20 protein-coding genes and 1 riboswitch are annotated in these 24,402 nt (G+C 63.8%); of the genes, 4 read left to right on the forward strand and 16 right to left on the reverse strand.

The window, feature by feature from the left end; all coding sequences use genetic code 11:
- Nucleotides 1-11 precede the first annotated feature (11 nt).
- The gene (locus tag B2W22_RS12105) at nucleotides 12-1,139 is read right to left on the reverse strand and encodes a CaiB/BaiF CoA transferase family protein (protein WP_286937837.1); all 1,128 of its coding nucleotides are present in this window, start codon (nucleotides 1,137-1,139) and stop codon (nucleotides 12-14) included.
- A complete protein-coding gene (locus tag B2W22_RS12110) occupies nucleotides 1,136-2,296 on the reverse strand; it encodes an acyl-CoA dehydrogenase family protein (RefSeq protein ID WP_175124954.1) in 1,161 nt (386 codons plus the stop codon). Before B2W22_RS12110 ends, B2W22_RS12105 begins: the two co-directional genes overlap by 4 nt.
- A gap of 89 nt (nucleotides 2,297-2,385) precedes the next feature.
- Here B2W22_RS12110 and B2W22_RS12115 point away from each other — a divergent pair, with 89 nt between their 5' ends.
- Nucleotides 2,386-3,297 (forward strand): LysR family transcriptional regulator, encoded by a 912-nt coding sequence (locus tag B2W22_RS12115; RefSeq protein WP_286937839.1) that lies wholly within the window; start codon nucleotides 2,386-2,388, stop codon nucleotides 3,295-3,297.
- 25 nt (nucleotides 3,298-3,322) lie between these two features.
- On the opposite strand, the gene B2W22_RS12120 is transcribed toward B2W22_RS12115, so the two are convergent.
- Complete coding sequence (locus tag B2W22_RS12120) at nucleotides 3,323-4,336, reverse strand: Bug family tripartite tricarboxylate transporter substrate binding protein (RefSeq protein ID WP_286937840.1); 1,014 nt, start codon at nucleotides 4,334-4,336, stop codon at nucleotides 3,323-3,325.
- A gap of 223 nt (nucleotides 4,337-4,559) precedes the next feature.
- Between B2W22_RS12120 and B2W22_RS12125 the strand changes: the two genes are divergently transcribed.
- Complete coding sequence (locus B2W22_RS12125) at nucleotides 4,560-6,116, forward strand: AMP-binding protein (RefSeq protein ID WP_286937971.1); 1,557 nt, start codon at nucleotides 4,560-4,562, stop codon at nucleotides 6,114-6,116.
- Nucleotides 6,117-6,177: 61 nt separating this feature from the next.
- Here the strand turns inward: B2W22_RS12125 and B2W22_RS12130 are convergent, their stop codons facing one another.
- The 7 genes from B2W22_RS12130 to B2W22_RS12160 all read right to left on the reverse strand — a co-directional run bounded on the left by B2W22_RS12130 (nucleotide 6,178) and on the right by B2W22_RS12160 (nucleotide 13,425).
- Entirely contained in the window at nucleotides 6,178-6,948 is a 771-nt protein-coding gene (locus B2W22_RS12130; protein ID WP_128829573.1) for an enoyl-CoA hydratase/isomerase family protein, read from the reverse strand.
- Nucleotides 6,949-6,958: 10 nt separating this feature from the next.
- Nucleotides 6,959-8,098 (reverse strand): hypothetical protein, encoded by a 1,140-nt coding sequence (locus B2W22_RS12135; protein ID WP_286937843.1) that lies wholly within the window; start codon nucleotides 8,096-8,098, stop codon nucleotides 6,959-6,961.
- On the reverse strand, nucleotides 8,095-9,288 hold the full coding sequence (locus tag B2W22_RS12140; RefSeq protein WP_175136830.1) for a CaiB/BaiF CoA transferase family protein: 1,194 nt from the start codon (nucleotides 9,286-9,288) through the stop codon (nucleotides 8,095-8,097). Before B2W22_RS12140 ends, B2W22_RS12135 begins: the two co-directional genes overlap by 4 nt.
- Before the next feature lie 32 nt (nucleotides 9,289-9,320).
- Nucleotides 9,321-10,082, reverse strand: a complete 762-nt coding sequence (locus B2W22_RS12145) for an SDR family NAD(P)-dependent oxidoreductase (RefSeq protein WP_175124947.1) — start codon at nucleotides 10,080-10,082, stop codon at nucleotides 9,321-9,323.
- A complete protein-coding gene (locus B2W22_RS12150) occupies nucleotides 10,079-11,257 on the reverse strand; it encodes an aldose 1-epimerase family protein (RefSeq protein ID WP_175124946.1) in 1,179 nt (392 codons plus the stop codon). Before B2W22_RS12150 ends, B2W22_RS12145 begins: the two co-directional genes overlap by 4 nt.
- 130 nt (nucleotides 11,258-11,387) lie before the next feature.
- Nucleotides 11,388-12,302 (reverse strand): sugar phosphate isomerase/epimerase family protein, encoded by a 915-nt coding sequence (locus tag B2W22_RS12155; RefSeq protein WP_175124945.1) that lies wholly within the window; start codon nucleotides 12,300-12,302, stop codon nucleotides 11,388-11,390.
- A gap of 31 nt (nucleotides 12,303-12,333) precedes the next feature.
- Entirely contained in the window at nucleotides 12,334-13,425 is a 1,092-nt protein-coding gene (locus B2W22_RS12160; protein WP_279975674.1) for a Gfo/Idh/MocA family protein, read from the reverse strand.
- Nucleotides 13,426-13,650: 225 nt separating this feature from the next.
- On the opposite strand from B2W22_RS12160, the gene B2W22_RS12165 reads away from it, so the two are divergent.
- Both B2W22_RS12165 and B2W22_RS12170 read left to right on the forward strand, forming a co-directional pair.
- Nucleotides 13,651-14,748, forward strand: coding sequence for a LacI family DNA-binding transcriptional regulator (locus B2W22_RS12165; RefSeq protein WP_286937850.1), 1,098 nt, complete (start codon nucleotides 13,651-13,653; stop codon nucleotides 14,746-14,748).
- Nucleotides 14,749-15,009: 261 nt separating this feature from the next.
- Nucleotides 15,010-16,008, forward strand: coding sequence for a tripartite tricarboxylate transporter substrate-binding protein (locus B2W22_RS12170; protein ID WP_286937852.1), 999 nt, complete (start codon nucleotides 15,010-15,012; stop codon nucleotides 16,006-16,008).
- Nucleotides 16,009-16,377: 369 nt separating this feature from the next.
- Here B2W22_RS12170 and B2W22_RS12175 read toward each other — a convergent pair whose 3' ends face one another.
- From B2W22_RS12175 to ahcY, 6 genes are all read right to left on the reverse strand, one after another.
- The gene (locus B2W22_RS12175; protein ID WP_175124941.1) at nucleotides 16,378-17,277 is read right to left on the reverse strand and encodes a DUF6708 domain-containing protein; all 900 of its coding nucleotides are present in this window, start codon (nucleotides 17,275-17,277) and stop codon (nucleotides 16,378-16,380) included.
- Nucleotides 17,261-20,095 (reverse strand): toxin VasX, encoded by a 2,835-nt coding sequence (locus tag B2W22_RS12180; protein WP_286937854.1) that lies wholly within the window; start codon nucleotides 20,093-20,095, stop codon nucleotides 17,261-17,263. The genes B2W22_RS12175 and B2W22_RS12180 overlap by 17 nt, the downstream gene beginning before the upstream one ends.
- Nucleotides 20,096-20,124: 29 nt before the next feature.
- On the reverse strand, nucleotides 20,125-21,039 hold the full coding sequence (locus B2W22_RS12185) for a DUF4123 domain-containing protein (protein WP_286937855.1): 915 nt from the start codon (nucleotides 21,037-21,039) through the stop codon (nucleotides 20,125-20,127).
- A 259-nt stretch (nucleotides 21,040-21,298) separates the two neighbouring features.
- The gene (metF, locus tag B2W22_RS12190; protein ID WP_286937856.1) at nucleotides 21,299-22,141 is read right to left on the reverse strand and encodes a methylenetetrahydrofolate reductase [NAD(P)H]; all 843 of its coding nucleotides are present in this window, start codon (nucleotides 22,139-22,141) and stop codon (nucleotides 21,299-21,301) included.
- 130 nt (nucleotides 22,142-22,271) lie between these two features.
- Nucleotides 22,272-22,607, reverse strand: coding sequence for a phage holin family protein (locus B2W22_RS12195; protein ID WP_056327402.1), 336 nt, complete (start codon nucleotides 22,605-22,607; stop codon nucleotides 22,272-22,274).
- A gap of 123 nt (nucleotides 22,608-22,730) precedes the next feature.
- Nucleotides 22,731-24,149: an adenosylhomocysteinase gene (gene ahcY, locus B2W22_RS12200; RefSeq protein ID WP_286937857.1), complete on the reverse strand. Its 1,419-nt coding sequence runs from the start codon at nucleotides 24,147-24,149 to the stop codon at nucleotides 22,731-22,733.
- A 100-nt stretch (nucleotides 24,150-24,249) separates the two neighbouring features.
- Nucleotides 24,250-24,384, reverse strand: a riboswitch (S-adenosyl-L-homocysteine riboswitch).
- Nucleotides 24,385-24,402: the final 18 nt, after the last annotated feature.

Raw genomic sequence — 24,402 nt, forward strand, 5'->3', positions numbered from 1 at the left:
TGGCACCCCGCCTATCTCGGCCCGCGTCCCATTGCCCAGGCCAGGATCTCATCCCGATTCCCATCCAGCTCAGGCACTGCCGCCGGCTGTACCGGCAGCGGCTTTGAGAACTTGACCGGAAACGCCACGCGGGGTCCATCAGGCGTCTCGGCAACCACGCCCCGATGGCGTACGTGCGGATCGTCGAAGACCTCGTCATGCCGAAGCACCGGCGCCCAGGGAATGTCGCGGCCACGGAACACGCCTTCCCAATAATCCAGGCTGCGGCTGGCAAACAAGGCGCGCAGCCGGTCGTTCAGCGCCCGCTTGTCACGCAGCCGTCCTGCCCGCGTCCGGTAGGTCTCCGTGCTCAGTTCGGGACAGTCCGGAGTAAGCGCCTCGCAGAGGTTTTGCCAGAAGGTCTCTTCCAGGATGCCCAGCGCAAGATGCCGTCCATCGGCCGTCTCGAACACGTCGTTGTCGGGCATGACATGCGCCATGTTATCGATGGCCGCGCCAGCGGGCCCGTTCATCGCCTGCAGGGCCGGCGCCATCCAGGCGGTCAGCGCATCATGAATGGACACGTCCAGATGCTGGCCCACGCCCGAGACACGCGCGTCATCGACGGCGGCCAGGATCGCCAAGGCGGCGTGCATGGCCGCGCAGTAATCCGACAGGCGCAAGCGCGGGCGCCCCATCACGTCGCGCACCTGCGATGGAACGGCCCAGTAACCGGACAGGGCCAGATAGTTCACATCGTGGCCGGGCCGCTGCGCGTAGGGGCCTGTCTGGCCAAAGCCGGAGATCGAACACATCACGATACGTGGATTGGCTTGCGCCAAGCGGGTGTAGTCCAACCCCATCCTGGCCATGACGCCGGGCCGGAAGCCTTCGATCAGCACGTCGCTGCGCGCGGTCAGCTGCAGGAGGGTGCTCCGGTCTTCCTCGCACGTGAAGTCCAGGCTGATGGATCGCTTGCCGCGGTTGTACTTGGCAAACGTTTCCGCGCCGAGCTGACGCGCCGTGTCGCCCTGCGGCTTTTCCACCTTGATCACGCTAGCGCCAAGCTGGCCGAGCAGCATCGCCGTATATGGGCCCGGGTGAAGCTGGCCCAGGTCCAGCACGGTCAGCCCACTGAGATAGCCGCCGCCTCGGGTCATGCGAGGATCCCCTTGGCGATCGTATTGCGCTGGATTTCGCTGGTGCCGGTGACGATGCGGTAAAGACGCAGGCGGCGGAATATGAACTCCACCGGATGATTCTTCGTCACGCCCACGTTTCCGTGGATCTGCATGGCCTTGTCGGCAATGTCGAAGCAGCGTTCGGACACGAACAGCTTGCACATGGCGGCCTCGTCCCGCACGTCTGCGCCGGCGTCGGCCTTTGCCGCCGTGGCAAGCACCATGTGTTCGCAGGCGTACAACGCCGTCGCCATGTCGGCCAGCATGTGCTGGATGGCCTGGAAGCGGCTGATCGGGCCGCCGAACTGCTGGCGGTGCTTGGCGTAGTCCACCGCCAGCCTGAAGGCCTGCCGCGCCAGGCCTATCATCGTCGGACAATGCAGCAGCCGGTTCACGCTGATGCGATTCATGGCGATCTTGAAGCCCTGCCCCGGCGCGCCGATCAGATTTTTCTTCGGCACGCGAACCTGGTCGAACACGATGTCCGCGTCCACGTACTGCCCCGTCATCGGCACGCAGTCGTGCACAAGCCGCACGCCGGGACTGTCCAGGTCGATCAATATCGCCGAGATGCCGTCGGTCCCTGCCTCCGGGTCCGTGACGCACATCGTGATGGCGAAGTCCGCAAACATGGACGCCGTGATGTAGTGCTTGGTGCCCGTGACGATGTAGTCGTCGCCGTCCTCCACCGCAGTGGTCTGCAGACGGGTCGCGTCAGAACCCGACTGCGGTTCCGTCATGGCAAAGCAGGCCCCGCGCTCGGCATGAATCACGGGCATGATGTAGCGCTCAAGCTGATACGGCGTGGCATGGCGCACCAGATTGCCGATACGCGATGGCCCGCCCCAGTCGCCCAGCACGTGCGGAAACAGGATGGCGCCGGAAGCGGCGACGTCGTCCTTCAGTACGCACAGATCGCGATAGGACAGGCCCTGCCCGCCCAGTTCCACCGGCAGCTGCGGACCGTACAGTCCGAGCGTCCGGCACCGTTTCCATACGGATTGCACCAGACTGCGCTCGAACTTGTCTTCGTAACTCAAGTTGAGCGAGCGCTCCAGCGGAAGCAGTTCGTCCTGCAGATACTGCCGCAGCCGCTCGCGCAGTTCGGCCAGGGTGAGCGGTGTGTCGTTGGGCATGATGTCTCCTGTCTAGGTAGTGCCCAGCTTGACAGCGCCAGTCATCCTCATGATTATCTTTTCTTCGATCTTGATAACCATGCGGAATCATGAGACTGGAAGATCTGGACTATTTTCTGGCCGTCGCCCGCCTGGGACACGTGGGGCGCGCCGCGGACAGCATCGGCATCAGCCAGCCCGCGCTGACCAAGGGAATCCGCCGACTGGAAGACGAACTGAAGCTGCAGTTGTTCCTGCGCACGCCCAAAGGCATGGAGCTGACCGTTCCCGGACGCGCGTTCTATCAACGGTCGGTCCAGGCCCGACGCGAGCTTGACGACGCGATGCAGGAAGCTGGTGATTTGCATCGGGGTAGCATCGGGCAGGTGCGCGCCGGCGTCACGCCGCTGTTGGCCGAGCCGTTCTTCAATCCCGCTTGCATCGAATTGCTGTCGCAGCGGCCCGCCGCCAAGGTGCAGGTCATGGTCAGCCTGAACGATGCGTTGATTCCTGCCCTGCGTCAGGGAGACCTGGACTTTGCGATCAGCTCGCTGTTTGAATCCGCCACCGCGGCCGAATTCGATTGCGAACCGTTGTTTGCAGACCGGCTATATGCCGCGGCGCGGCCGGGCCATCCCTTGCTGAGCGGCCGCAAAGTTCGCTTTGCCGACCTTGCTCCGTACAAATGGATGCTGCCCGGTCCGCAAGCCGCCTCCCGCCGCTGGCTGGAAACCAGATTTGCGCAGCACGGCTTGCCCCCGCCCGAAGTGACCATCGAATCCAACGCGTCCGTATCAAACCTGCTGAGCATCCTGCACGGCACGGACCTGCTGACGCTGGTCAGCGAAATGACCCTGTCGGCGCACGCCGGCCAGGACCTTGCGATTGTGCCGCTGGAGGACCTTACCTGGCATCGCCAGATCGGCGTGCTGACGCGGCGCAATAGCTATCAGTCGCCCCTGACCGAGCGGCTGCTGGAGATCCTGCGCCAGCACGCGCAGCGGCGCACGCATGCGAAGTAACGCCCGGCCCGCCGCGTGGCATTCGCTATTCCGCCGTCAGACCAAGGCGCTGGATCAGCGGTCCATAGCGAGCGGACTCCTGATCGATGAGCTTGCCCATGTCGGCCGGCGAGCCGGCGATGGATTTGAACGACTGCGACTCAAGCGCCTGCAAGACTTGCGGGTCGGCCATGACCCGGCGGATCGCCGCATTCAGGCGTTCCACCACCGCTGGCGGCGTGCCCTTCGGCACGGCGATGCCCGCCCAGCTTCCGCTGTCGAAGCCTGCGTAACCCAGTTCGGCAATCGACGGCACGTCAGGCAGGGACGCAGCCCGCGCTTCGCTGGTGACGGCTACCGCGCGGATTTTGCCCGACGTAATGAATGGCATGGCCGGCGCAACGGCCACAATACCCACATCTATCTGTCCGCCGGCCAGGTCGTTCAGCGCATTGCTGCCGCCGCGGTACGGCACGTGAACGGCATCCAGGCCGAAATGCTGCTTGATGGTTTCGAACGTCAGGTGCATGGACGAGCCCACGCCCGGGCTGCCATAGCTGAGCTTGCCCGGATGGGCCTTGGCGTACGCCTGCAGTTCGGCGAACGTTTTGATCGGCAACGCACTGCTGACCAGCACCACGTGGGGCGCGATGCTCAAACCCGATACCGGCGCAAGGTCGGCGATCGGATCGTATGTCAGCTTGGGCGACAGATGCTTTGCGATCGCGAAGTTGCCGCCATATTCAAGCAGGGTATAGCCATCGGCCGCCGCACTGGCGACTTTACCGCCGCCCAGGTTTCCGCCGCCGCCTCCCACGTTCTCGACAATGATGGTCTGGCCCAGCTCCTTGCCCAGCGGCGCCGATACCAACCGGGCGATGTAGTCGAACTGGCCGCCCGCCGTGAACGGAACAATCAGGCGGATGGGCTTTTCCGGATACTTGCCCGCCGCGTCCGCGGCCTGCGCCGGCGCGATGGCGGTCAGGCCCGCCAACGCAAGGGTCGCCTCGGCCAAGCGACGGACCGCCTTCACTCCCCACCGAACATCTCGTTTATCCACGCCTGTCTCCTGTCTCTTATCGGGGTTGGACCGTCGCCTCCCCTTTGGCAATAGAGGTAACCCGGCGTCCCGCGCCGCGTCATGCCACACCCGGCGATCTTCATAACGCACGGGAATCGCGCAGACGCGATAACGCAGCGGCATGAGGTTTTGCGTCCCGGTTATGCGGCCGTGCGCTGCGCCGCGCAGCATAGCGGCAAGCCAAATTCGATACGGAGCCGTCATGAACCAAGGCCGATACACCACCCGCAACGCGCGCTACTGGCGCGACCGTCCCGCCATTATTTTCGGCGACCGCAGAATAAGCTTTGGTCAACTGGAAACCCGGTCCAATCGGCTGGCCAATGCGCTGCTGGGGCTGGGCCTGGTCAAAGGCGACCGCGTCGCCATCCAGGCCTGGAATTGCCCTGAAATCATCGAACTGGAGTGCGCCCTGTACAAGGCGGGACTGGTCAAGGTGGCATTGAATGCCCGCTTGTCTGCGCAGGAGATGGTGGACTCGGTCAACAACGCGCAGGCCGCCGCATTTATCGTGGATCCGGCGCATCTGGAGGACGCCGAGTCGCGTCGCAACGCCTTCGAGACCGTTCGCCATCTCGTCGTGACCGGAAGCCGGGACGCGGGCGACTGGCGGTCCTACGAACGTCTGCTGGAGGACGCCGCCGACCGCAACCCGGATGTCCCCATGCAGCCGCAAGACCTGGCGGTGCTGCATTTCACATCGGGTTCAACCGGCAAGCTGAAGGCCGCAATGCAGACGGTCGGCAACCGCCTGGCCTCGCTGCGCAAGGTGGTCATGGGCCGAATGCGCGCGAATCCGGGTGAAGTGCTGGCGTTGGCCGGGCCGATCACGCACGCCAGCGGCATGTTCATGCAACCGTTTCTGTTTCAGGGCGGCACGATCCTGCTGCACGACCGGTTCGAGCCCGAGGCCTTTCTCGCGTCAGCCGCCCGCCACCGCGCCGCCTTCAGCTTCATGGTACCCACGATGGTCAACATGCTGATCGCGCATCCGAACCTGCATCGCCATGATCTGTCTGCGCTGCGGCAGATTTCCTATGGCGGCGCGCCGATGGCACCCGCACGCATCCGCGAGGCCTGGGAAGCATTGGGGCCGAAGCTCAGTCAGGGATATGGCGCCGGCGAGACGACCGGCGGCCTCGTTCTGCTAAGCGCGTTGGATCACGCCGATGCGATGGCGGGCCATCCGGAGCGCCTTCTGTCCTGCGGCCGGCCTTTCGGCGAAAGCGAAGTCCGGCTCGTCGATGAAAGCGGTCAGGAAGTGCCTCCCGGCGAGATTGGCGAAATCAGCGTCAACGGTCCGGACGTCTTTGCCGGTTACTGGCAAGAACCGGAACTGTCGGCGCAGGCGCTGCGCGACGGCTGGCTGCATACGGGCGACTTGGCGCGCACCGACGACGAAGGTTTCATGTACATCGTCGACCGGAAGAAGGACATGATCATCTCGGGGGGCTTCAACATCTACCCGACGGAAGTCGAGCAGGCGCTCTACCAGCACCCCGCCGTTTACGAAGCCTGCGTGTTCGGCGTGCCCGACAAACTGTGGGGCGAGTCAGTCAAGGCGATGATCGTCCTCAAGCCGGGCGAAACGGCGACCCCGGCCGACCTGATCGAGCATTGCCGCAAGCAACTGGCCGACTTCAAGAAGCCGCGGAGCGTCGAACTGTTGGCGGAACTGCCGAAGAACGCCAATGGCAAGGTCGCAAGAAAGCAGATGCGGGACGCATTCTGGATGGATGAGGAGCGCAAGGTTGGGTGATCGCAACGGCTTGCGGGCATGGAACAGCGGTCAGGTGCCGCCCAAGACGGCACCTATCGGATCAGCGCCGCTCGAACTTCGGCGCGCGCTTTTCTTCAAACGCCTTGCGGCCTTCCTTGGCGTCCGCCGTGGCAAAGCAGATCGCCTGCAGATCGCGCTCGTATTCCACGGCCTTCTCCAGCGGCATCGACAGCGCGGCGCGCAGATTGACGCGGGCCGTCTCGGCAGCGATGGGCGCGCGCGAGGCGATGGTGGCGGCAAGCGCCTGCGCGCGCTCGCGCAGTTGTTCTTGCGGCACCACCTCGCTCACCAGACCCCAGGCCAGCGCCTGCTCGGCGCGGATGGGGTCGCCGGTCAGCACCATGAGTGCGGCGTTGCTCGGGCCGATCGCATGGACAAGCTGCGCCGTCATGCCGCCGCCGCCGATCCAGCCCAGCTTGATCTCTGGCGCGCCCAGGCGCGCGTTGTCGGCGGCGATGCGGATATCGCAGGCCAATGCCATCTCCAGGCCGCCGCCGAAGGTGTAGCCGTTGATCGCAGCCACCGTGGGCTTTTTCAACATGCGCACGCAGTCGCAGTAGTCGAGCCGGTTGCGAAAATCCCAGGGCGTCGCATAGCGGTCCAGCTCGGTAATGTCCGAGCCGGCGCAGAAGGCCTTGGGACCCGCACCGGTCAAGATCACCGCGCGCACCTGCGCGTCGGTATTGCATTGCTCCACCGCCGCGATCAGCAAATCGGCCATCTCGGGCGTCATCGCGTTCAGCTTCTCTGGGCGGTTGAGTTCGATGATGGCGACATGGCCATCGATACTGAGATTGACGAGTGCGCTCACGTCGACATCCTTATTGCGGAGTGCTTGGGGTGGCGGCCAGGCTGGCCTCGAAACGCTCGGTCAGGCCGCGCGCCAATGCATGGGACGATGCGCCGGCGGCGACGCCATCGCGCAGGAACTGCGAGGCCTCGCTCTGAAAGGCGATGTAGCCGTCGTGCCGCGGCCGGATCGAGGCCGCTTCCAGCGTGCGGGCCGTGTTGGCGTAGAAGTTGCCGCTCGCCGCATTCACGTTTGCATCGGCCCAGCTGCCGCGATGGCTGGGCTGTCCGTCGTGCTGCGGGATGAAGCGGCTTTGGGTCTCGGCTGCCAGCAACCACAATAGATGCGCGCGCAGCTCTGGTCCCACGATGCAGCGCCCCGATATCGCAATGCCGGTGCCGCCGAGGATCGACCCGGGCCGGCCAGCGTCGGCCTGGGGCGCGTCGCGGAACGTGAGCGGCTTGGCGACGGCGGCGGTGGCGTAATTCACATAGCCATAGACCAGCGGGCAGAGCGTGATGTCATCATGCGAGCTCATGTGACCAAGCAAGGCGATCGGGTTGTACGCCAGGGCGTGCGCGGGCGTGCGCCGCGCCAGTTCAGTGAGCACATCGCACGCGCCGGCGAGCGTCGCTTCGTCATGCCAGGCCCCGTGCGGCCGCAGGTCCGTGTCGGGCGCGATGGCGGCGGCGATCGACAGCAGCGACAGAGACGGATGCGGTCCCCCCCAGCTGAGCGCGACCGAGCCGCTGCGTTGCGACAGCGTCATCACTTCATGCCATGTGCGCGGCGCGGGGCCGTCAAGCCGATCCGCGCGCGTGGCCATCACCTGCGTCGCAGCGTCCAGCGGCAGCGCCCATTGGCGGTCGGCCATGCGATAGCTGTCGTACGACAGTCCGATGCTGTCGCGTGCGATCCGCGCCAGCTCGTCGGGCGCGAACACGGTGTCCAGCGGCTGCAGGCAATCGTGCGCCAGGGCTTCGCCCAGATGTGGATGATCCAGCACCACCAGGTCATAGCGGGTGCAGAGCTCGGCAATCGGCGCCGACTCGAACCCCTCGAGCGACTGCTTGTCCCACTGCACCAGCGGCGTGTGGGCGGTCGCCGCGTGCAGCGCATTGAAGCCGCGCGGGTGATCCCAGGTCAGGCCACGATAGGGTAGCTGGCTCATTCCGAGGCTCCACGCAACACCGCACCCGACGCCGCATGCGCGGCGATCTCGTTGTCGCTGAAGCCAAAATCACGCAGCACTTCGTCGGTGTGCTGACCGGTGAGCGGCGCACCGCGCACCACCTGGCTCGGCGTCTTGGAAAAGCGGATCGGAAAGCCTGGCGTCTTGATCCGGCCTTCGGTCGGATGGTCGTACTCGACGAACGTGCCGTTGTGCGCGATCTGCGGATCTTCGACCAGATCGGCATAGCCATACACGGGGCTGCACCAGATGCCGGCGGCATCCAGTTTGGCGAACCAGTCGGCGGTCGAAGCCTTGGCCAGCGTATCGCGCACCAGCGCGTAGATCTCGTCGCGTTTTTCCCAACCGTCGCGCTCGGTGTACGCCGCCAGGCGCGGCTCTTCGGTCACGCGCGCCAGCACCTTCATGTCGGGCATGGCCAGCGCCAGATAGCCGTCCGTCGTCGCGAAGGTGCCATAGGGCGCGCGGATGTACACGTGGGCATGCGGCTCGGCGCTGCGCACCTGCGGCTTGTGCCCCACGGTAAACACCGAGAGCTCCTGCATCTGGATCGTGGTGATCGCGTCCAGCATGTTGACCTCGACCTTCTGGCCCTCGCCGGTGCGCTCGCGGTGCAGCAGCGCGGCCAGCACGCCTTCGAAGGCGCAGTACGCGGTGACGGCGTCGACCACATACTGGCCCGCCGCACGCGGCGCTTCGCCGGCCCGGCCCGACGACAGCATCGCGCCAGACATCGCCTGCAACAGCAGATCCTGCCCGGGGCGCGTGGCATAGGGGCCGTCTTCACCAAAGCCCGACATCGATACATAAATCAGGCGCGGGTTCAGGGCCGACAGGGTCTCGTAATCCACGCCCAGACGGCCGGCCACACCAGGCCGATAGTTCTGGATGAACACATCGGCCTGCGCCGCGAGCTTCTGGATGATCTCCTTGCCGCCGGCGCTCTTCAGATCGATCGCCAGCGACCGCTTGTTGCGGTTCAGCGAAAGAAACGACACGTTGATCTTGTTGCCCGTGATGCCGCCGGCGGGCGCGTGCCGCTGCCATTCGCCGGTGGGCGGCTCGATCTTGATCACGTCGGCGCCCAGGTCGCCCAGGCGCTGCGCCGCGAACGGCCCCGCCATGGCGATGGAGCAGTCCAGAACCTTGTAGCCAGAAAGAATGCTCATTGCTTCTACCCTTTGCGTGGCGCCGATGCGCCTCAGTGCATGACCCAGCCGCCGTCCACCGCCAGCGTCTGTCCGGAAATGAAACCCGCCTCGTCCGAGGCCAGGAACAAGATGGCCGCGGCAATGTCGCCGGCGTGCCCCCGGCGCTTGACCGATTGGCGTTCGAGCACCATGCGGTTGTAGCCCTCGGGATCGGGATGGATCTTCTCGGCGTCGGTCGGAAACGCGCCCGGCGAAATGGCGTTGACCGTGATGCCCCACTTGCCGAACTCGCGGGCGAAGGCGCGCGTGGCGCCCACCATCGCACCCTTGGATTGCACGTAGGGCAGCAGGTTTTCCCAGCCGCCCGATAGGGTGATCGACGAGATGTTGATCACGCGGCCCCACTGCTGTTCGCGCATGCCAGGCAGTGCCGCGCGCACGATCTGCACGGCGGCCTCCACGTTGACACGGTGCACGCGCGCCAGCTCGGCATCGCTGTATTCCTCGAACGGGCGCGACGGATAGATGGCCGCGTTGTTGATGACCACGTCGATCGTGCCCTCGGCCGTCAGCCGCTCAAGGTGCGATTGCAGCGCGCTGGCGTCGGCAAGGTCGGCCTGCAGGATCTGAAGCTGGCCGGCCAACTGTGCCGGCACGGTGCTGCGCAAGCGATCGATATGCCCGGCGTGGTTGTCCAGCGCAATCACACGTGCGCCCGCTTCCAGCAGCGCAATCGTGGTGTCCACGCCAAAGCCGCCCGCGGCGCCCGTGTACAGCACGCGACGGCCTTGCAACGAGAAGCGCGCGCTCATGTGCGCCCCGCGATAGGCGCAAAGCGTCCCGACAACGGCGGATAGTCGGTCTCGGGCTGCACCGCGATTGCGCGGATACGAGCTTCGCAGGCCGCGATGTCGGCGGCCGAGCCCAGCACGCTGAACGTGGTGTCGTAGCGGCGCTCGTCGCCATGCTCGAGCCAGATGAGCTCGTTGCGCTCGCGCGCCGCGCCCTGGCCCAGCACATGGTTGGTGGAGGGCTCGATGCCCATCGCATACTGGCCGGATTGCAGGTTCTGCCATTGGTACTGGCAGGGGAATTGATGCTTGTAGGTGCTGACCTGCATGCCCAGGCCCAACGCGTCGTTCACCAGGGCGACCGGCACGCTGCCGTCGGCCGCGGCCGCCATCTCGTGCTGCCACACCTGCTCATGAAAGCCCAGTTGCGGCGCCGGCATGCGGCGGTAGCCCACGCCCTGCTTGCGGTAGTCCTGCTCGTGCGCGGCCCACACCACCTCGCGGATCGGCGCCAGATAGCGAGAGTCTGCATCCAGCACCGGATAGCCCAGGTTGATGTGGTAGCAGAGCATATGGGGCGTGCGGTAGAAGCCACGATTCACGACACGATCCGACAGCTTGATGTCGTTGGTGCCCACCTCGATCTCGATGCGGCGGTGCAGCTCGAGATGCTCGCCGAACACCGTGCCCTGGCTCACCACGCCCTCGGCCCACAGCACGCAGCGATCGCCGTCCCAGCGTTCGCCGTAACCGGTCAGCCGCGCGGGAATGGTGCCGACGCGGCCATGGATCGATTGCCTGGCCGTCTTGCGCGGGCCGTACACGTAGTTGTCGGCCGGTGCGTCGTACATGAACAGGATGTGGTCCAGCCCGCAGGTGATCATGAGCCCGGAAAACGACCGCATCCAGCCCAGTCCGCCCTCGCCTTCGTAGTCGTGCAGCCCGGGGTGGCGAAAGCCCGACGGCGATTGCCATCCCATGGCCATACCGCGATATTCGCAGTCGGCGATGTCCATCGCCCGATCCACCAGCACCGTAAAACGCAGGCCCGTGCCGCTGCGGAACTCCAGCATGCGGATACCGCGCTCCAGCCCGTCGTCCAGCGTCATCAGGCGTACGCCGGCAAACTGCGCAAGCTGTCCGGTGCGCGCCTCTACGTCGCGGCGCGTCATCCAGGTTCCGTAAATGTCAGGCATGAGTTCTCCCTGGCGGATGCGCGGACGCGCGTCCACCGGTGTCGGTGTTCGGAATCGTGTTCAAGAGGCGCGCCGCGGACGCTGTTCGTTGATGGCTTCGCGGCGCGCCGGTACTGCTTGGAGCGCCGGCCTACAGACCGTTCGCGCGCAGCCGCTCGTCGAGGAATTGCTTGGCGCGCGGCACGTCGTCTTCGGTCAGGTGTTCGATGATGATGGGAATGTTGGGGTGCTTCTTGGCCAGGCGCTGCAGGTACAGGTCGTAATTGAGCGCGCCCAGGCCCGGCGCCGGCAACTCGATCTCCCCTACCCCACGGAACGTATGGCTTTCCGCCGCGCTGTCGTCACCGATGTCGCTGTGCTTTTCCGACTTGTCATCGCCCGAACGCTTCACGTCCTTGGCATGCGCGATGCAGATCTTGTCGGAGAGCGCGTCAAACACCTGATTGAGCGTGCGGTCCATCTGGTCGATGTTGTGCGCTTCGAAGAAGTTCGTCGGGTCCATCAGAAGGCCCAGGCCTGGGTGGTCTACTTCGGCGAACATGCGCAGTGTTTCCTCGACCGACCCCACCACGTTGTTCACGTAGGTCTCCAGCAGGAACACCGCCCCATGGTCGTAGGCATGCTGCGACAGCTCGGCGATCACCGCGCGGCACTGGTCCCAGCCTTCCTCGGTCTTGTTCTTGGGGTGATGCACCCAGTCGCTTTCGGTGTCGAACGTGCCGGTTTCCGAGATCACGTAAGGCGAGCCCAACTGGCGTGCGTGCGTAAGGATCTCTTTCAAATACCCGTTGCGGCGTTGGCGCTCGGCGGGATCGGGATGCACGATGTTGGTGTAGGCCGAGATGCAGGACACCGGCAGGTTGTAGTTGCGGAAGGTGTCGCGGATCTGCGTGCATTTCTGCGCGGTCAGTTGCCCCGGGCCCAGCTCCATGTCCTTGAAATGCAGGTCCAGCTGCACGGTGTTGAAGCCGTGCGAGCGGATCACCTTGGCGGTGCGCTCCAGCTCATAGGGAAAGTAGCCCGAGAAGATTCCGGTCTGGATCATGATGGTTGTCTCCGTCTGTTTTTCTGTCTGGTTATTCAACAGCCGGCAGCCGTACCGTGCGGCCTTCGGCGATGGACGTGTACGCGGCCTCGACCAGCGCCATCGTGCGTACGTTGTCGGTCACGCTCAACGCAGGCTCGGTGCCGCTGGCCAGCGCGTACTGCAACTGCTCCATCACGCCGATGAAGGCATGCGGAAACCACATCGTGTCCCACGTGGGCGTCACCCAACGCCCGTCGGTATGGCCCACGGCCGCGCGCGAGGCGTAGCTCAGGGTCGACGGCTCGCCGGTGGGCCAGCCGATGGTGCCGCGCGCGACGCCCTCGGTGCCTTCCACGCGCCAGCGGATGTGCTGGTCGTCGGGGTATCCCTCGGCCCGCGGACCCGACCACACGTCTTCGAGCGACAGCGCGAGCAGGCCGTTGCCAAAGCGCAGCGTGGTGCTCACCAGCCCATCCTGATGCGCGAACTCGGTGCGCGGATCGGGACGGGTGATGCTGGTGATCTCGGTGGGCTCGCCAAACAGATAGCGCAGGGCATCGAGGTGATGCACACTCATGTTCGAAAGCGTCAGACGGTCGTAGCCGCGCAGAAAGTCCTGCCAGTGCGGGATTGCGTGCATGTCGATCTGCGCAAACACCGGCGTGCCCAGCACGCCCTGGTCGAGCAGCTGCTTGAGCGTGCGCATCGACTGGTCGTAGCGCATGTTCTGGTTCACCGACAGGATCTTGCCGGCGGCCCGGGCCTCGTCGCGCAAGGCGCGGGCTTCATCCAGCGACAGCGCGAGGGGCTTCTGCGCCAGCACGCCGCGCACGTGCGGGGCGCGCAATGCGGCGCGGATCAGCGCGGGCTGCTGGTCGGGCGGATACGCGATGTCCACGATCTCGATCTGCGGATCCGCGATCAGGGCCAGCGGGTCGTCATGCACACGCGGGATGCCATAGCGTTCAGCAACCGCGGCCGCTTTGCTGCGGGTGCGTGACGCGATCGCCGCCACGTTGAAGCCGGCCTGCTGATAGGCCGCCAGATGGCACTCGGCCATGATCATGCCGGCGCCGATGCAGCCGATGCGAAAGCGCCGTTCGCGGACGGGGGGGTCGGGCACCAAGGTAGGGTTCGACATGTGCTCCTCCTGCCGGCCTGGTATGCACTGTCGACTGCCTGGCATCCTGCCGTGCTGTGTTTGATGTATTGAGCCGCGATATTCACATCAAAACAATCAGGGGTAAAGACGATCCTCGCTCATAGGGCCGCGGCGTTACCTTTTTGATCTCGAATGATTGCAAATGATGGCTTATGATGGCCGCGCTGCCATCGTCCTGATGGTGTATTGAGAGCCTGATCCGCCATGCGCCCCACCATTTCCCTCATTGCCCGTGAAGCCGGCATGTCCACCGCGACGGTGGACCGGGTCCTGAACGACCGGGACGGCGTGCGCGGCAAGACGCGCGACCGCGTGTTGGCGATTGCGAATCGCCTGGGCTACTTCGTTCCGGGCGCCGAGTCCGCCAGTCAGGACGTACGGGTCGATTTCGTCTTGCCCGCCGGCACCAACAGCTTCATGACCGCGCTGGGCCGGCACTTGCTCGAAGAAGCCGCCGCCCGCCCCGACGTGCAGGCCCGCCTGCATCTGATCGAGGGATTCGACGCCAACAAGCTCGCGAAAAAGCTCTACGAGCTGCGCGAGCAGACGCAGGCGGTTGGCCTGGTCGGGCTGGACCATCCTCAGGTGCGCGACGCCATCATGGCGCTGCGCGACAGCGGCGTGCACGTGAGCACCCTGGTGTCGGACATTCCGATCTCGGCGCGCCTGGGGTACGTGGGCATCGACAACCGCGCCGCAGGCCGCCTGGCCGCGCTGTTGCTGGGCCGGTTTCTGCCGCAGCACACCGAAAGCAAGGTCGCGGTGTTCGTGGGGTCATTGGCCTATCGCGGCCACGAAGAGCGCGAGATGGGCTTTCGCTCGCTGCTGAGCGAAGAGTTTCCGCACCTGCGCATCGCCCACACGCTCGAGATCGGCGACGACCGCGACCGGGCCTTTGCCGTCACGCAGGATCTGCTGCGCACAGACCCGCCGCACGCGATCTACAACATCGGCGCGGGCAATCAGGGCATCGCGCGGGCGCTGAAGGAGGCGCGGCCGGCTGAGGCATGGGCGGCCGACGCGTGGCCGGACGCGGCCCGGCCGATCGCGGCCCGGCCGAGCGCGGCCCGCCCGGACAAGGCGTCCTCCGCCCCTCGCATCGTCTTCGTCGGCCACGACCTCACCGAAGCCACGCGTCGCCTCCTGCTCGATCGCACGATGGACGCCGTGATCGACCAGAACCCGCGCGTCGAGGCACGGGAGATCGTGAAGCTGCTGGTGGCGGCCGTGAAGGGCGCACCGGAACCCAGCTACCTGCCGCGGCTGCAGGTGATCTTCAGGGAAAACATACCGGAGCCGTGATGGCCCGGCGCGGGCCCGGTCTTGAACCCGTGCGCGCAGTTTGCACCGGCCCGGGCCCAGGCAAGACCCAGCCCATCCGAGGCACTACACGCACGCTTTTTAGCGCTTCTGCCGGCAAGTCCACGTAAACCCTCCTTTCCGCACGCCGAAGCCCGGCTTGCGAAACCGCGAATTCCCAACCTCGCCCTTGTCGCGCCACACTGCCGATGCCTGCCCGCCATGCGCGGCATCGCGGGCCAAAGACACTACAAGGAGCGAGACATGTCCCACCGATACGCGCGCGCGATCAAGCGCGCTGCCTGGCCCGTGCTGGCCCTGTCCTGCCTGGCTGTTGGCAACGCCGGCGCGCAGGGGGCCTACCCGAATCACCCGATTTCACTGGTCGTGCCGTTTGCCGCGGGCGGTCCCACCGACGTCGTGGCGCGCAGCCTGGGCGCCTCCATGGCCAAGACACTGGGCCAGAGCGTCGTCATCGAAAACCGCACCGGCGCGGGCGGCACGCTGGCCTCGCAACACGTGGCCCGCGCCGCGCCCGACGGCTACACCTTCCTGATCCACCACAACGGCATGGCGACGGCTCCGGCGCTGTACCGCAAGCTGTCGTTCAATCCGCTGACCGACTTCTCGTATGTCGGCCAGGTCGCCGACGTGCCGATGACCCTGCTGGGCCGAAAGGACCTGCCGGCCGACGGCATGGCCAACTTCATCAAGTACGCCAAGGAAAACGGCAACAAGATCAACCTGGCCAATGCCGGCCTGGGCGCCGTGTCGCAGCTGTGCGGCATGCTGCTGCAGGAGTCGCTGGGCGTGCAGTTCACGACCGTGCCCTACGCGGGCACCGCGCCCGCCATGACGGCGCTGCTGGGCGGCCAGGTGGACGTGCTGTGCGACCAGACCACGCAGACCATCCCGCAGATCAAGGCCGAACGCGTCAAGCTGTACGGCGTCACAACCCAGGAACGCATCAAGACGCTGCCCGACGCGCCCACCCTGCAGGAAGGCGGCCTGAAGGATTTCGAGGTCAAGGTATGGCACGGTGTCTACGCCCCCAAGGGCACGCCGCCCGAGGCCATCAACAAGTTCAACGCCGCGCTTCGCGCCGCACTGAAGGACCCGGCTTTCACGCAGAAGATGGCCGAGCTGGGCGCCGAAATCGTGCCCGAAGCCAAGCAGACGCCTGAGGGCCTGCAGACGTGGCTGAAGTCTGAAGTCGACAAGTGGGGCGGGGTGATTCGCAAGGCGGGCGTGTACGCGGATTGAGGCATGTTGCGGCGCCCGGCTGGGCGCCGCGGCGGAACAAAACAAGGCCATCTCGGCAACGCCCGTGTGAAGGGATGCGTCTCCAAAGCGGTGGCCGTGTCGGAAAACACTTGATGCAGCCAGGGACGTTGGCGTTCGGAGGCTTCGTTCTAGGCGGTAGACCCGCGCTGGTTCACGATGACGCAGGCTTATGACGTCATCGCTTGAGCCTGTTCTAGGGGGGAAAACGGCCATCGCTTCGCAGCGGCGTTCCGCCAAAGCGCAGGCTCTGAGAGAGGCGCTTTATGTCAACACTACTTGGCACACGGCAAATTTCCGTTCGAATCAATCGGAGCATTTGCTGATAAGTTGGGCAGTTGGCGTGCGTTTCTAGTCAAATCCGCATAGCCGATCTATTTCCTCGGGGAATTGCGCAAAGGGCACGTTGTATTGAAGGAAGGCCTCGAAACTGTCTGGATAAGCTTCGATCACCAGCAAAATTAGCCAGAACGGAATGGTGATTGGGGCTATCAAGATGCCGTTGGGTTGAGAGAGCTTGTGCCGCAAGCCCATGTACCAATTCCGATACGGCTTGAGCGTTTCCTCTGCCCGGCTTAGTCGTGGGGCCAGCAAGGCAGGCTTGGGCAAACCCTCTGGTCCGTTTTCCATGAAAGAGAAAAGATAGGACCACAGCCCCTTCGCTGACTGATCTCCAGTAAAGAGGCCGAGATTGCCGCACGCGACGCACACCTCAGACGGCGGGTCCATGCTGTAGTCGACGCCGATTAGATAGAGAGGGTGTCTGCTGAAGTAGCCGTTTGCGGAAATGATGGGAATGTAGCCGGCTACCGCTTCCAGTTGATCCCAGGCAAGAACATGCGTCCGCTTCTGCCTTGGGTATACGAAGTAGAGTTTTCGCGTACCGCGGTGTACACGAACATATGCCCCGCGACTTTTATGCGTTCCGCCTGCGAAATAGAAAATCAAGGCCATGATCGTCAAGGTCGGAGATAAGGCGAGCATGATCATGATCTGTTCGCCGCTGATGTCCTCCACGCCAATTGCGATTACTCCCGCAAAGAACGCTACGATACTCACAACGATCGACATCGCAATAAAACTTGCGGCGCCCCCGTGCACGTAATTCGCGTACGTTTCGAGTTCAACGCAACTTTCGTTAGCGCGCCGAACGCCATCGGGTTTGGGGGGAACAGAAGCAGTACCCGCTCTGTCGAGTGGAGTGCCTCCGAGGCGAAGACTATTCGGCAGACGCTTAATATTTTTGTTCATTCGGGGGGCGTACAGACTCAAGCTTGGATTGATGGATCGGATCTCTAAACCAACCTCCCGATGTGAATTCCAAAGGCGCAGGCTCACCGGGCTGCCGAATTGCCAGAGTTGGATGTCGTTCTGGGTCGGGGAAGTAGAGATACTCCAGCGCCACTTCGGCGTCCTCATGCATGAAGATCGACCACCCGCATTCTTTGCCGGTCCCACCTAATCGCGAGACGACGCACTCGAGTTCATAGTTGACGGGACTCGTGCCGGGCGCATATGCAATGGGTCCGTCCACTTGAATCAGCTGCCTGCCCCGCATAGTTAGAGACAGTCTCGACTGAAATCGGTCCTCGAGATAATCAGTGTTATCGGGTAGCTGACAACTGATGCGAAGAGCACCTACCGCATATCCTGATGCGTTGGTCCATTCAGCTGTCAACCTTGGTCGATAAAGCATGCCGTGAACCACGTCCAATTCTTCAGCGTTGGAGTAATGACGGTCTTCCACTCCCCACGCACTGTGTTTGAGCCAGATCTCGACCGGACCGTGCTTGTTGACGTCAACACCGAAGGCGAATCCAAACAAGAACACCACCGCAATACCCGCCGCGATTGCCCATCCCGCAGGATTTAAGCCGAGCATGATTGCGGCACCTCCACCGACAAGGGAGGCTGCCGTAGCCGTCCCTCCCGCCCACATCGCGACAGTTATAACGCCGCCAGCTATCGCTGATCCAATCAACATTCCCGCCTGCTCAGGGTTGCCGTCACCAAACGCCTGGGCCGCCTTGATCAAGTCGGCAACTGCCGCCAGTCCTGCCGCTCCGGCTCCAAAGAGCGCAATGCCTCGCTTTGCTGCAATGACGGACGTCTGGAGCGCCAAAGCTGTGTTTCCCCGCCTCGTTGCACTGAATGAAATCATGGAAGTACCAATTTCTATGCCGGCGGCGACGACGGCGCTCGTCGCTCCAGTGAAGCTCACGTAATTGGCGGCAGTTTCGTCCGAATTCCTCAGGTTCTTCCAAGCGTTTGACAATGCATTCAACGCTAGAAGGCCACCCAGTCCGGTGAATAAGTTTCCGACTGGCGCTCGCAAGCGATTCAACATACTGATGAACGGGTTGCCCTCCATCCGAATTGCCCTGGACAGCGGCAGGGCCGACTTGTCCGTGGTCGCCTCGCCAATCTCGCGGTACGTGGTTTCACCCACCTTCACCCAGTCATAGACTGATGTCCTCTTGCCCGAATCTGCCTGACTGATCTTCGGGGACGGCATCTTCCACCCACGCAACCCGTCTTCGCCAAGCGTTTGATATCCTTGGAATTCATAAGCGGCTCGCTGCAGGTCGACGATCCCAACGTCGTAACGAACGATGGTGAAACCGGCTCTGACCTCCATCACATGCCGCAGACGTGGAACCAGTACATCCGCCACCTTGGTTTCCGGCAGCGCCTGCAACAACCCGATTAGCGCGTTGGACGCTGTGGTCAGCTGGTGCTGTTCCAACACCTTGTCCATGACGTTGAAAAGATTCTTGGCAATCTCGCCGGAGCTCGACTTCAGACGAGCAAGAAGCAGTTCACTGCCATTGGCCAGTGCGAGCCAGTAAGGGCTTTTATCGACGGGCAGATTGATCAGGTCGTGCAGTACCTGTATTCCATCTTTCGCGTGCACCAGACCGCCAATGCACTGCAGGACGGCGTCCTCATAGTCATGGGCGTTGTAGATCACGCCGCGATCAAAGCAACGCAGCGCCTTGCCCAGCAACCGCGAGGGGTCGATAAGGCGAACCCACGCAACGGAATCCGCTACCGCTGCTGCAATAGTGCGGTCGAACGCTTCGATTTCCTTGGCGTAGACGCCGGGGAATGACATGGCGCCGCTGTAGTTCACCAAGTTTTGCTGCCGCGTGATCGTGTTGGCGACGTCTGGGTTTCTACCTGCCTCTTTCTTCATCGCCTCGAAGTAATTGCGGATGAGCGTTGCGCTCTGCAATTTGTGCGCGTTGCGTCCGGCGTATTCCGTCTTGCGGGTCACGGAATGGGTAATCCGATAATGAAGCTCGCTGGCGATCCCGATCGGATCCTGCAACGCAACCACCAGGGGCGTGAAGTCCTTGCGTGGCAGCAACGCGAGGTACATGTTGGCCAGGATGTTGTGGTGGTTTGGCGCCTTTTCCGAGAACTGGATTTCGCTCCAGTCGAACGGCTTGGGCGCGCCATGTCCGGATGGCGAGACGAGTTCCCGTGCGGCCTCGCCCAGCAGCGTCGAGTCGAAGATGTGTTCTTGGTACGCATTGCCCGCAGGCCTGCACTGTGTGCTCAATGCATCGCGAAGGCCGCCGTCATTGGTCTCGATGGCCCACAACGTGCGGTGGGACAGCAGCGTGTCGCTCACCAGGATGTGTACGGTTTCGGCAGTCTTTGCGTCCGGCGCGAAGAGATACGTCTGAGCACCCACCGTATCGGGCCGGCTGAGCCGGCCCGGCGTGGCATCGGCGTCGTCCGCATCACTCCACCAGATACGGGCGAAGCGGACGTCTTCGGTGACTTGGTAATGCTGCGTCCACATGCGCCCATTCTGGAAGTGGAAGAGGTAGACGTAAGTGCCCGGACGCAATGTGCGCAATCCGTACGCTTTGCCCGCCGTGAGCGTGGGATAGCCCTCAATGTTCAGGCGGGGAAACACCTCCCTGTCCCACGCGTAATCGGCAATGCCATAGCGCAGCGGATACAGGGGCACACCGCGTTCGCAGGGCGGTGGGGAGATGGCTTTGCCCAGGCGTTTTTCATTCGGGCGAATGGAACCCAGCGCCTTTTTGTAGTTCACCGCTTTGCAGTCCAGCTGATGAGGCTCCTTTACCGCGCCACAAGGGTCGAGAGCCGCGCTTCGGCGTCCACCAACCGCTGTTTTCCCGGAATGTGCCGGCTGGTCAGCATTTCGCGAAGCGCGTTGTCTGTGGAGAAAAACGCTTGCGGGTAGCGAAAGCGCAGATCGACGTAGCGGCGAACGTCGCGTTCCAAGGTGAGTGCGAGTTGATCGGCCGCCTCGTGCACGAAGAGGTCGATGCAACGCCACAGAACTGGTTCATTCTTTGGATCGTCGTAGGCCGGCGTTCGCTGGCGAACACTGCGCGCGCAGTCACGCATGAACCACGCGAGGCTGGCCTCGTCGAGTGAGATCTCATCGGCTTTCGTCAAGGCGATGGGCTCGTCCAGCGCGGTTGTGGCTTGCCCCGGGAAGGGAGAGTCCGCAACCAGCCATTCGCCCTGATGCGGGTTGCCCGCGTACCAGATGAAACGTTGAATGGGGCCGAACAGCCTGGCCAGGGCGTGCGCGTTCAAGCCTTCACAGAACTCTTCAAGCGCCCGCGCGCCGTTAAGGCTGAAGCTGATCGGAAGTCCGTCTGAACCCGTCAGTTGATGCAACTGTTGCAGATGGGCGACCAGGGTGTCGTTATCGTCAGAGGCGAGCAGGATGATCCCCGTTTGCTGACGGAACCAATGGTCAAGGGCGTGAGTGAACAAGGCCTCGTCGAGGGGCACGAGCAGGGGACCATGGCGATAGCCTGGGTTGCGGTACTCCCGAGGCGTGTCGCGCCACACCCACCGGTGCTCGAATCCCCTTGTGATTCGCAGAACGTCGCTTTCGAGTGTGTCGCTGCGGGCGCCGTCCAGAAAAAGCCAGGGGCGGATACCGTGTTCCAGCGAGGTCCAATCCGGACATGCCAATGTACTTACCACCCGACGCGTCCATCTGGACGCCTCGGCCATCAAATCAGTCGCCGCTCCCGCCATGTGAGTTTCACTCGTTGATTGAACGAAAAGTCGTTCAATCTAAGGCGGGGCCGCCCCCTTGGACATATGAATACTTCGAAACTGCTGAGGAGCGGGTCTGAGTTACCAGCAAAAAAATCCCCACGCAGCGTAACGCTTCGTGGGGATCGATCTGACCAACTTATTAAGACCGGGGAAGACGCCGGCCTTTTACGACGGCAGCCAGCGGTATTCCCGCCGCCGTGCAACCGACCGCTTACACCGTCAGTTCCTTCCAGATCGCCAGCGGCGCTTCGGAATTGTTCAGCGTGTAGAAATGCACGCCCGGCGCGCCGTTGTCCAGCAGGGTCTGGCACAGCTCGGTCACGACGTCCACGCCGAAGGCGCGGATGGAGGCCTTGTCGTCGCCGAATTCGGCCAGGCGCAGGCGGATCCAGCGCGGCACTTCTGCGCCGCACATTTCCGAGAACCGCAGCAGCTGCGTGTGGTTCGTGATGGGCATGATGCCCGGCACGATCGGCACGTTCACGCCCTTGGCGCGGGCGCGGTCGACGAAGTCGAAATAGGCGTCGGCGTTGAAGAAATACTGCGTGATGGCGGCATCGGCGCCGGCCTTCACCTTGGTCACGAAATGGTCCAGGTCGGCCGACGGATTGGCGGCCTGGGGGTGCATTTCGGGATAGGCGGCCACTTCGATGTGGAACCAGTCGCCGGTTTCCTTGCGGATGAACGACACCAGTTCGTTGGCGTAGCGCAGTTCGCCCGCGTCGCCGCCCATGCCCGAGGGCAGGTCGCCGCGCAGGGCCACCACGCGCCGCACGCCCTCGTTCGTGTAGGCCTGCAGGATGTCGCGCAGATCCTGGCGCGACGCGCCCACGCACGACAAGTGCGGCGCCGCATCGCAGCCCAGATTGCGCAGCGTGCGCACCGCGTCGGCCGTGCCGGCGCGCGTGGAACCGCCCGCGCCGAACGTCACGCTGACGTACTTGGGCTGGATGGCCAGCATCTGCTTGGCCGCACGCACCAGACGCTCCTGGCCGGCCAGATCACGCGGAGGAAAGAATTCCAGACTAAAAGCAGGAGAGTTCGATTCGGACATATCAATCTTTTTATGGCGCCAAGCGCCGCTTAGGGCAGGTGCGGCCCCCGCGGGGTGCCGCGGATCCGGGCTCCGCCGGTCCGCAGGCACGCCCCTGGGGGAAGCGCGCAGCGCTCGGGGGGGCTCTACCCTACGGGATCAGCTTGGTCAGGAGACCGGAAATGATGCTGTAGAGGATGGCGCCGCCCACGGCCCACCAGAACCCGTTGACCTGGAAGCCCTTGAGCACGGAGCCCACGAACCAGAACAGCAAGGCGTTGATGACGATGAGGAAGAGCCCAAGGGTAACGATCGTGATGGGCAGCGTCAGCAGCACCAGGACCGGCTTGACCAGCATGTTCACCAAGCCCAGCACCAGCGCGGCGATCAGCGCCGAACCGAAACTGGCCACCGTGATGCCGGGCAGCAGGTAGGCAACGGCCAGCAAGGCCACTGCGTTCAGGATCCAGACGAGTATCAGTGTCACCATGTTCGAACTCCTGTATTGACGCTCCGCGGACCCGTCGGCGCCGGGCGGCGACGGGCGTGACCCGCAGACCGGAAAACCCGCGCCGACATGGCGCGGAATTTTCCTATTGTGCTACATCCATCAATAGCGGTAGTGGTTGGGCTTGTAGGGGCCTTCGACCGGCACGCTGATGTAGTCGGCCTGGTCCTTGCGCAGGGTCGTCAGCTTGACACCCAGCTTCTTCAGATGCAGGCGGGCGACCTTCTCGTCCAGACGCTTGGGCAGCACGTAGACTTCGCCGGACTTGTAGGCGTCGTTGCGCGTGAACAGTTCGATCTGGGCGATCGTCTGGTTGGCGAACGAGGACGACATCACGAACGAGGGGTGGCCGGTGGCGCAGCCCAGGTTCACGAGACGGCCCTGCGCCAGCAGGATGATGCGCTTGCCGTCCGGGAAGATGACGTGGTCGACTTGCGGCTTGATCTCTTCCCACTGGCAGTCGGCCAGCGCAGCGACGTCGATTTCGTTGTCGAAGTGGCCGATGTTGCAGACGATGGCCTGGTCCTTCATGGCGTTCATGTGCTCACGCGTGATCACATGGTAGTTGCCGGTGGCGGTGACGAAGATGTCGCCGTGGGCGGCGGCTTCTTCCATCGTCACGACCTTGAAGCCTTCCATGGCGGCCTGCAGGGCGCAGATCGGGTCGATTTCGGTGACCCACACTTGCGCGCGCAGCGCGACCAGCGCCTGGGCGCAGCCCTTGCCCACGTCGCCGTAGCCGGCCACAACCGCGATCTTGCCGGCGACCATGACGTCGGTGGCGCGCTTGATGCCGTCAACCAGCGATTCGCGGCAGCCGTACAGGTTGTCGAACTTGGACTTGGTGACCGAGTCGTTGACGTTGATGGCGGCAAAGGCCAGCTCGCCCTTTTGCGACATCTGGTACAGGCGATGCACGCCGGTGGTGGTTTCTTCGGTCACGCCCTTGATCAGCGCCAGGCGGGTCGAGTACCACTTGGGATCGCGCTTCAGGGTTTCTTTGATGGCGGCGAACAGAATGCGCTCTTCGTCGCTGCCGGGGTTGGCCAGGACCGAGATGTCCTTTTCAGCCTTGGTGCCCAGATGCAGCATCAACGTGGCGTCGCCGCCGTCGTCGAGGATCATGTTGGCGTTCTGGCCATTGGGCCATTCGAAGATCTTGTGGGTGTACTGCCAGTACTCTTCCAGCGTCTCGCCCTTGACGGCGAAGACCGGGGTGCCGGACGCGGCGATGGCGGCGGCGGCGTGGTCCTGCGTGGAGAAGATGTTGCACGAGGCCCAGCGCACTTCGGCGCCCAGCGCCACCAGCGTTTCGATCAGCACGCCGGTCTGGATGGTCATGTGCAGGCTGCCGGCGATGCGCGCGCCCTTGAGCGGCTGCGATGCGGCGAATTCCTCGCGGATGGCCATCAGGCCGGGCATTTCGGTTTCGGCGATGGCCAGTTCGCGGCGGCCCCAGCCGGCCAGCGACATGTCGGCGACGAGGTAGTCGGAAAAGGATTTATCAGTCACAGCGTTCATGGTGTGTAGGCTCCACGTGAAATACGAACGGCGCACGAGATGGCCGGACAACGCGAATACACCACGACAGTCGAGTGCTCGCCTTTCCCGCCATACGCGACAAAGGTGAGCGCCGTTGCTGTAGCGACGCGCGGGGCGCGGCGCTTGAACAAGGATTCCTGAGCCTGGCGAGCCGGGGTCCGCATGGGTAAGACACATGGGGGACCGCAGGGTCGTCGCAACGCTCCTCAGGATTGCCGGGCATTGTACAAGG

It is taken from the genome of Achromobacter sp. UBA4530 (genome assembly GCF_002388205.1).
GTDB lineage: Bacteria > Pseudomonadota > Gammaproteobacteria > Burkholderiales > Burkholderiaceae_B > Achromobacter > Achromobacter animicus.

What these genes read in the sequence shown, in the direction of transcription:
- B2W22_RS12150 (WP_175124946.1), bottom strand. Translation starts at nt 11,257, where the DNA reads ATGCCTGACATTTACGGAACCTGGATGACGCGCCGCGACGTAGAGGCG.
- ahcY (WP_286937857.1), bottom strand. Translation starts at nt 24,149, where the DNA reads ATGAACGCTGTGACTGATAAATCCTTTTCCGACTACCTCGTCGCCGAC.
- B2W22_RS12105 (WP_286937837.1), bottom strand. Translation starts at nt 1,139, where the DNA reads ATGACCCGAGGCGGCGGCTATCTCAGTGGGCTGACCGTGCTGGACCTG.
- B2W22_RS12170 (WP_286937852.1), top strand. Translation starts at nt 15,010, where the DNA reads ATGTCCCACCGATACGCGCGCGCGATCAAGCGCGCTGCCTGGCCCGTG.
- B2W22_RS12145 (WP_175124947.1), bottom strand. Translation starts at nt 10,082, where the DNA reads ATGAGCGCGCGCTTCTCGTTGCAAGGCCGTCGCGTGCTGTACACGGGC.
- B2W22_RS12175 (WP_175124941.1), bottom strand. Translation starts at nt 17,277, where the DNA reads ATGAACAAAAATATTAAGCGTCTGCCGAATAGTCTTCGCCTCGGAGGC.
- B2W22_RS12155 (WP_175124945.1), bottom strand. Translation starts at nt 12,302, where the DNA reads ATGATCCAGACCGGAATCTTCTCGGGCTACTTTCCCTATGAGCTGGAG.
- B2W22_RS12135 (WP_286937843.1), bottom strand. Translation starts at nt 8,098, where the DNA reads ATGAGCCAGCTACCCTATCGTGGCCTGACCTGGGATCACCCGCGCGGC.
- B2W22_RS12160 (WP_279975674.1), bottom strand. Translation starts at nt 13,425, where the DNA reads ATGTCGAACCCTACCTTGGTGCCCGACCCCCCCGTCCGCGAACGGCGC.
- B2W22_RS12140 (WP_175136830.1), bottom strand. Translation starts at nt 9,288, where the DNA reads ATGAGCATTCTTTCTGGCTACAAGGTTCTGGACTGCTCCATCGCCATG.
- B2W22_RS12115 (WP_286937839.1), top strand. Translation starts at nt 2,386, where the DNA reads ATGAGACTGGAAGATCTGGACTATTTTCTGGCCGTCGCCCGCCTGGGA.
- B2W22_RS12110 (WP_175124954.1), bottom strand. Translation starts at nt 2,296, where the DNA reads ATGCCCAACGACACACCGCTCACCCTGGCCGAACTGCGCGAGCGGCTG.
- metF (WP_286937856.1), bottom strand. Translation starts at nt 22,141, where the DNA reads ATGTCCGAATCGAACTCTCCTGCTTTTAGTCTGGAATTCTTTCCTCCG.
- B2W22_RS12125 (WP_286937971.1), top strand. Translation starts at nt 4,560, where the DNA reads ATGAACCAAGGCCGATACACCACCCGCAACGCGCGCTACTGGCGCGAC.
- B2W22_RS12185 (WP_286937855.1), bottom strand. Translation starts at nt 21,039, where the DNA reads ATGGCCGAGGCGTCCAGATGGACGCGTCGGGTGGTAAGTACATTGGCA.
- B2W22_RS12165 (WP_286937850.1), top strand. Translation starts at nt 13,651, where the DNA reads ATGCGCCCCACCATTTCCCTCATTGCCCGTGAAGCCGGCATGTCCACC.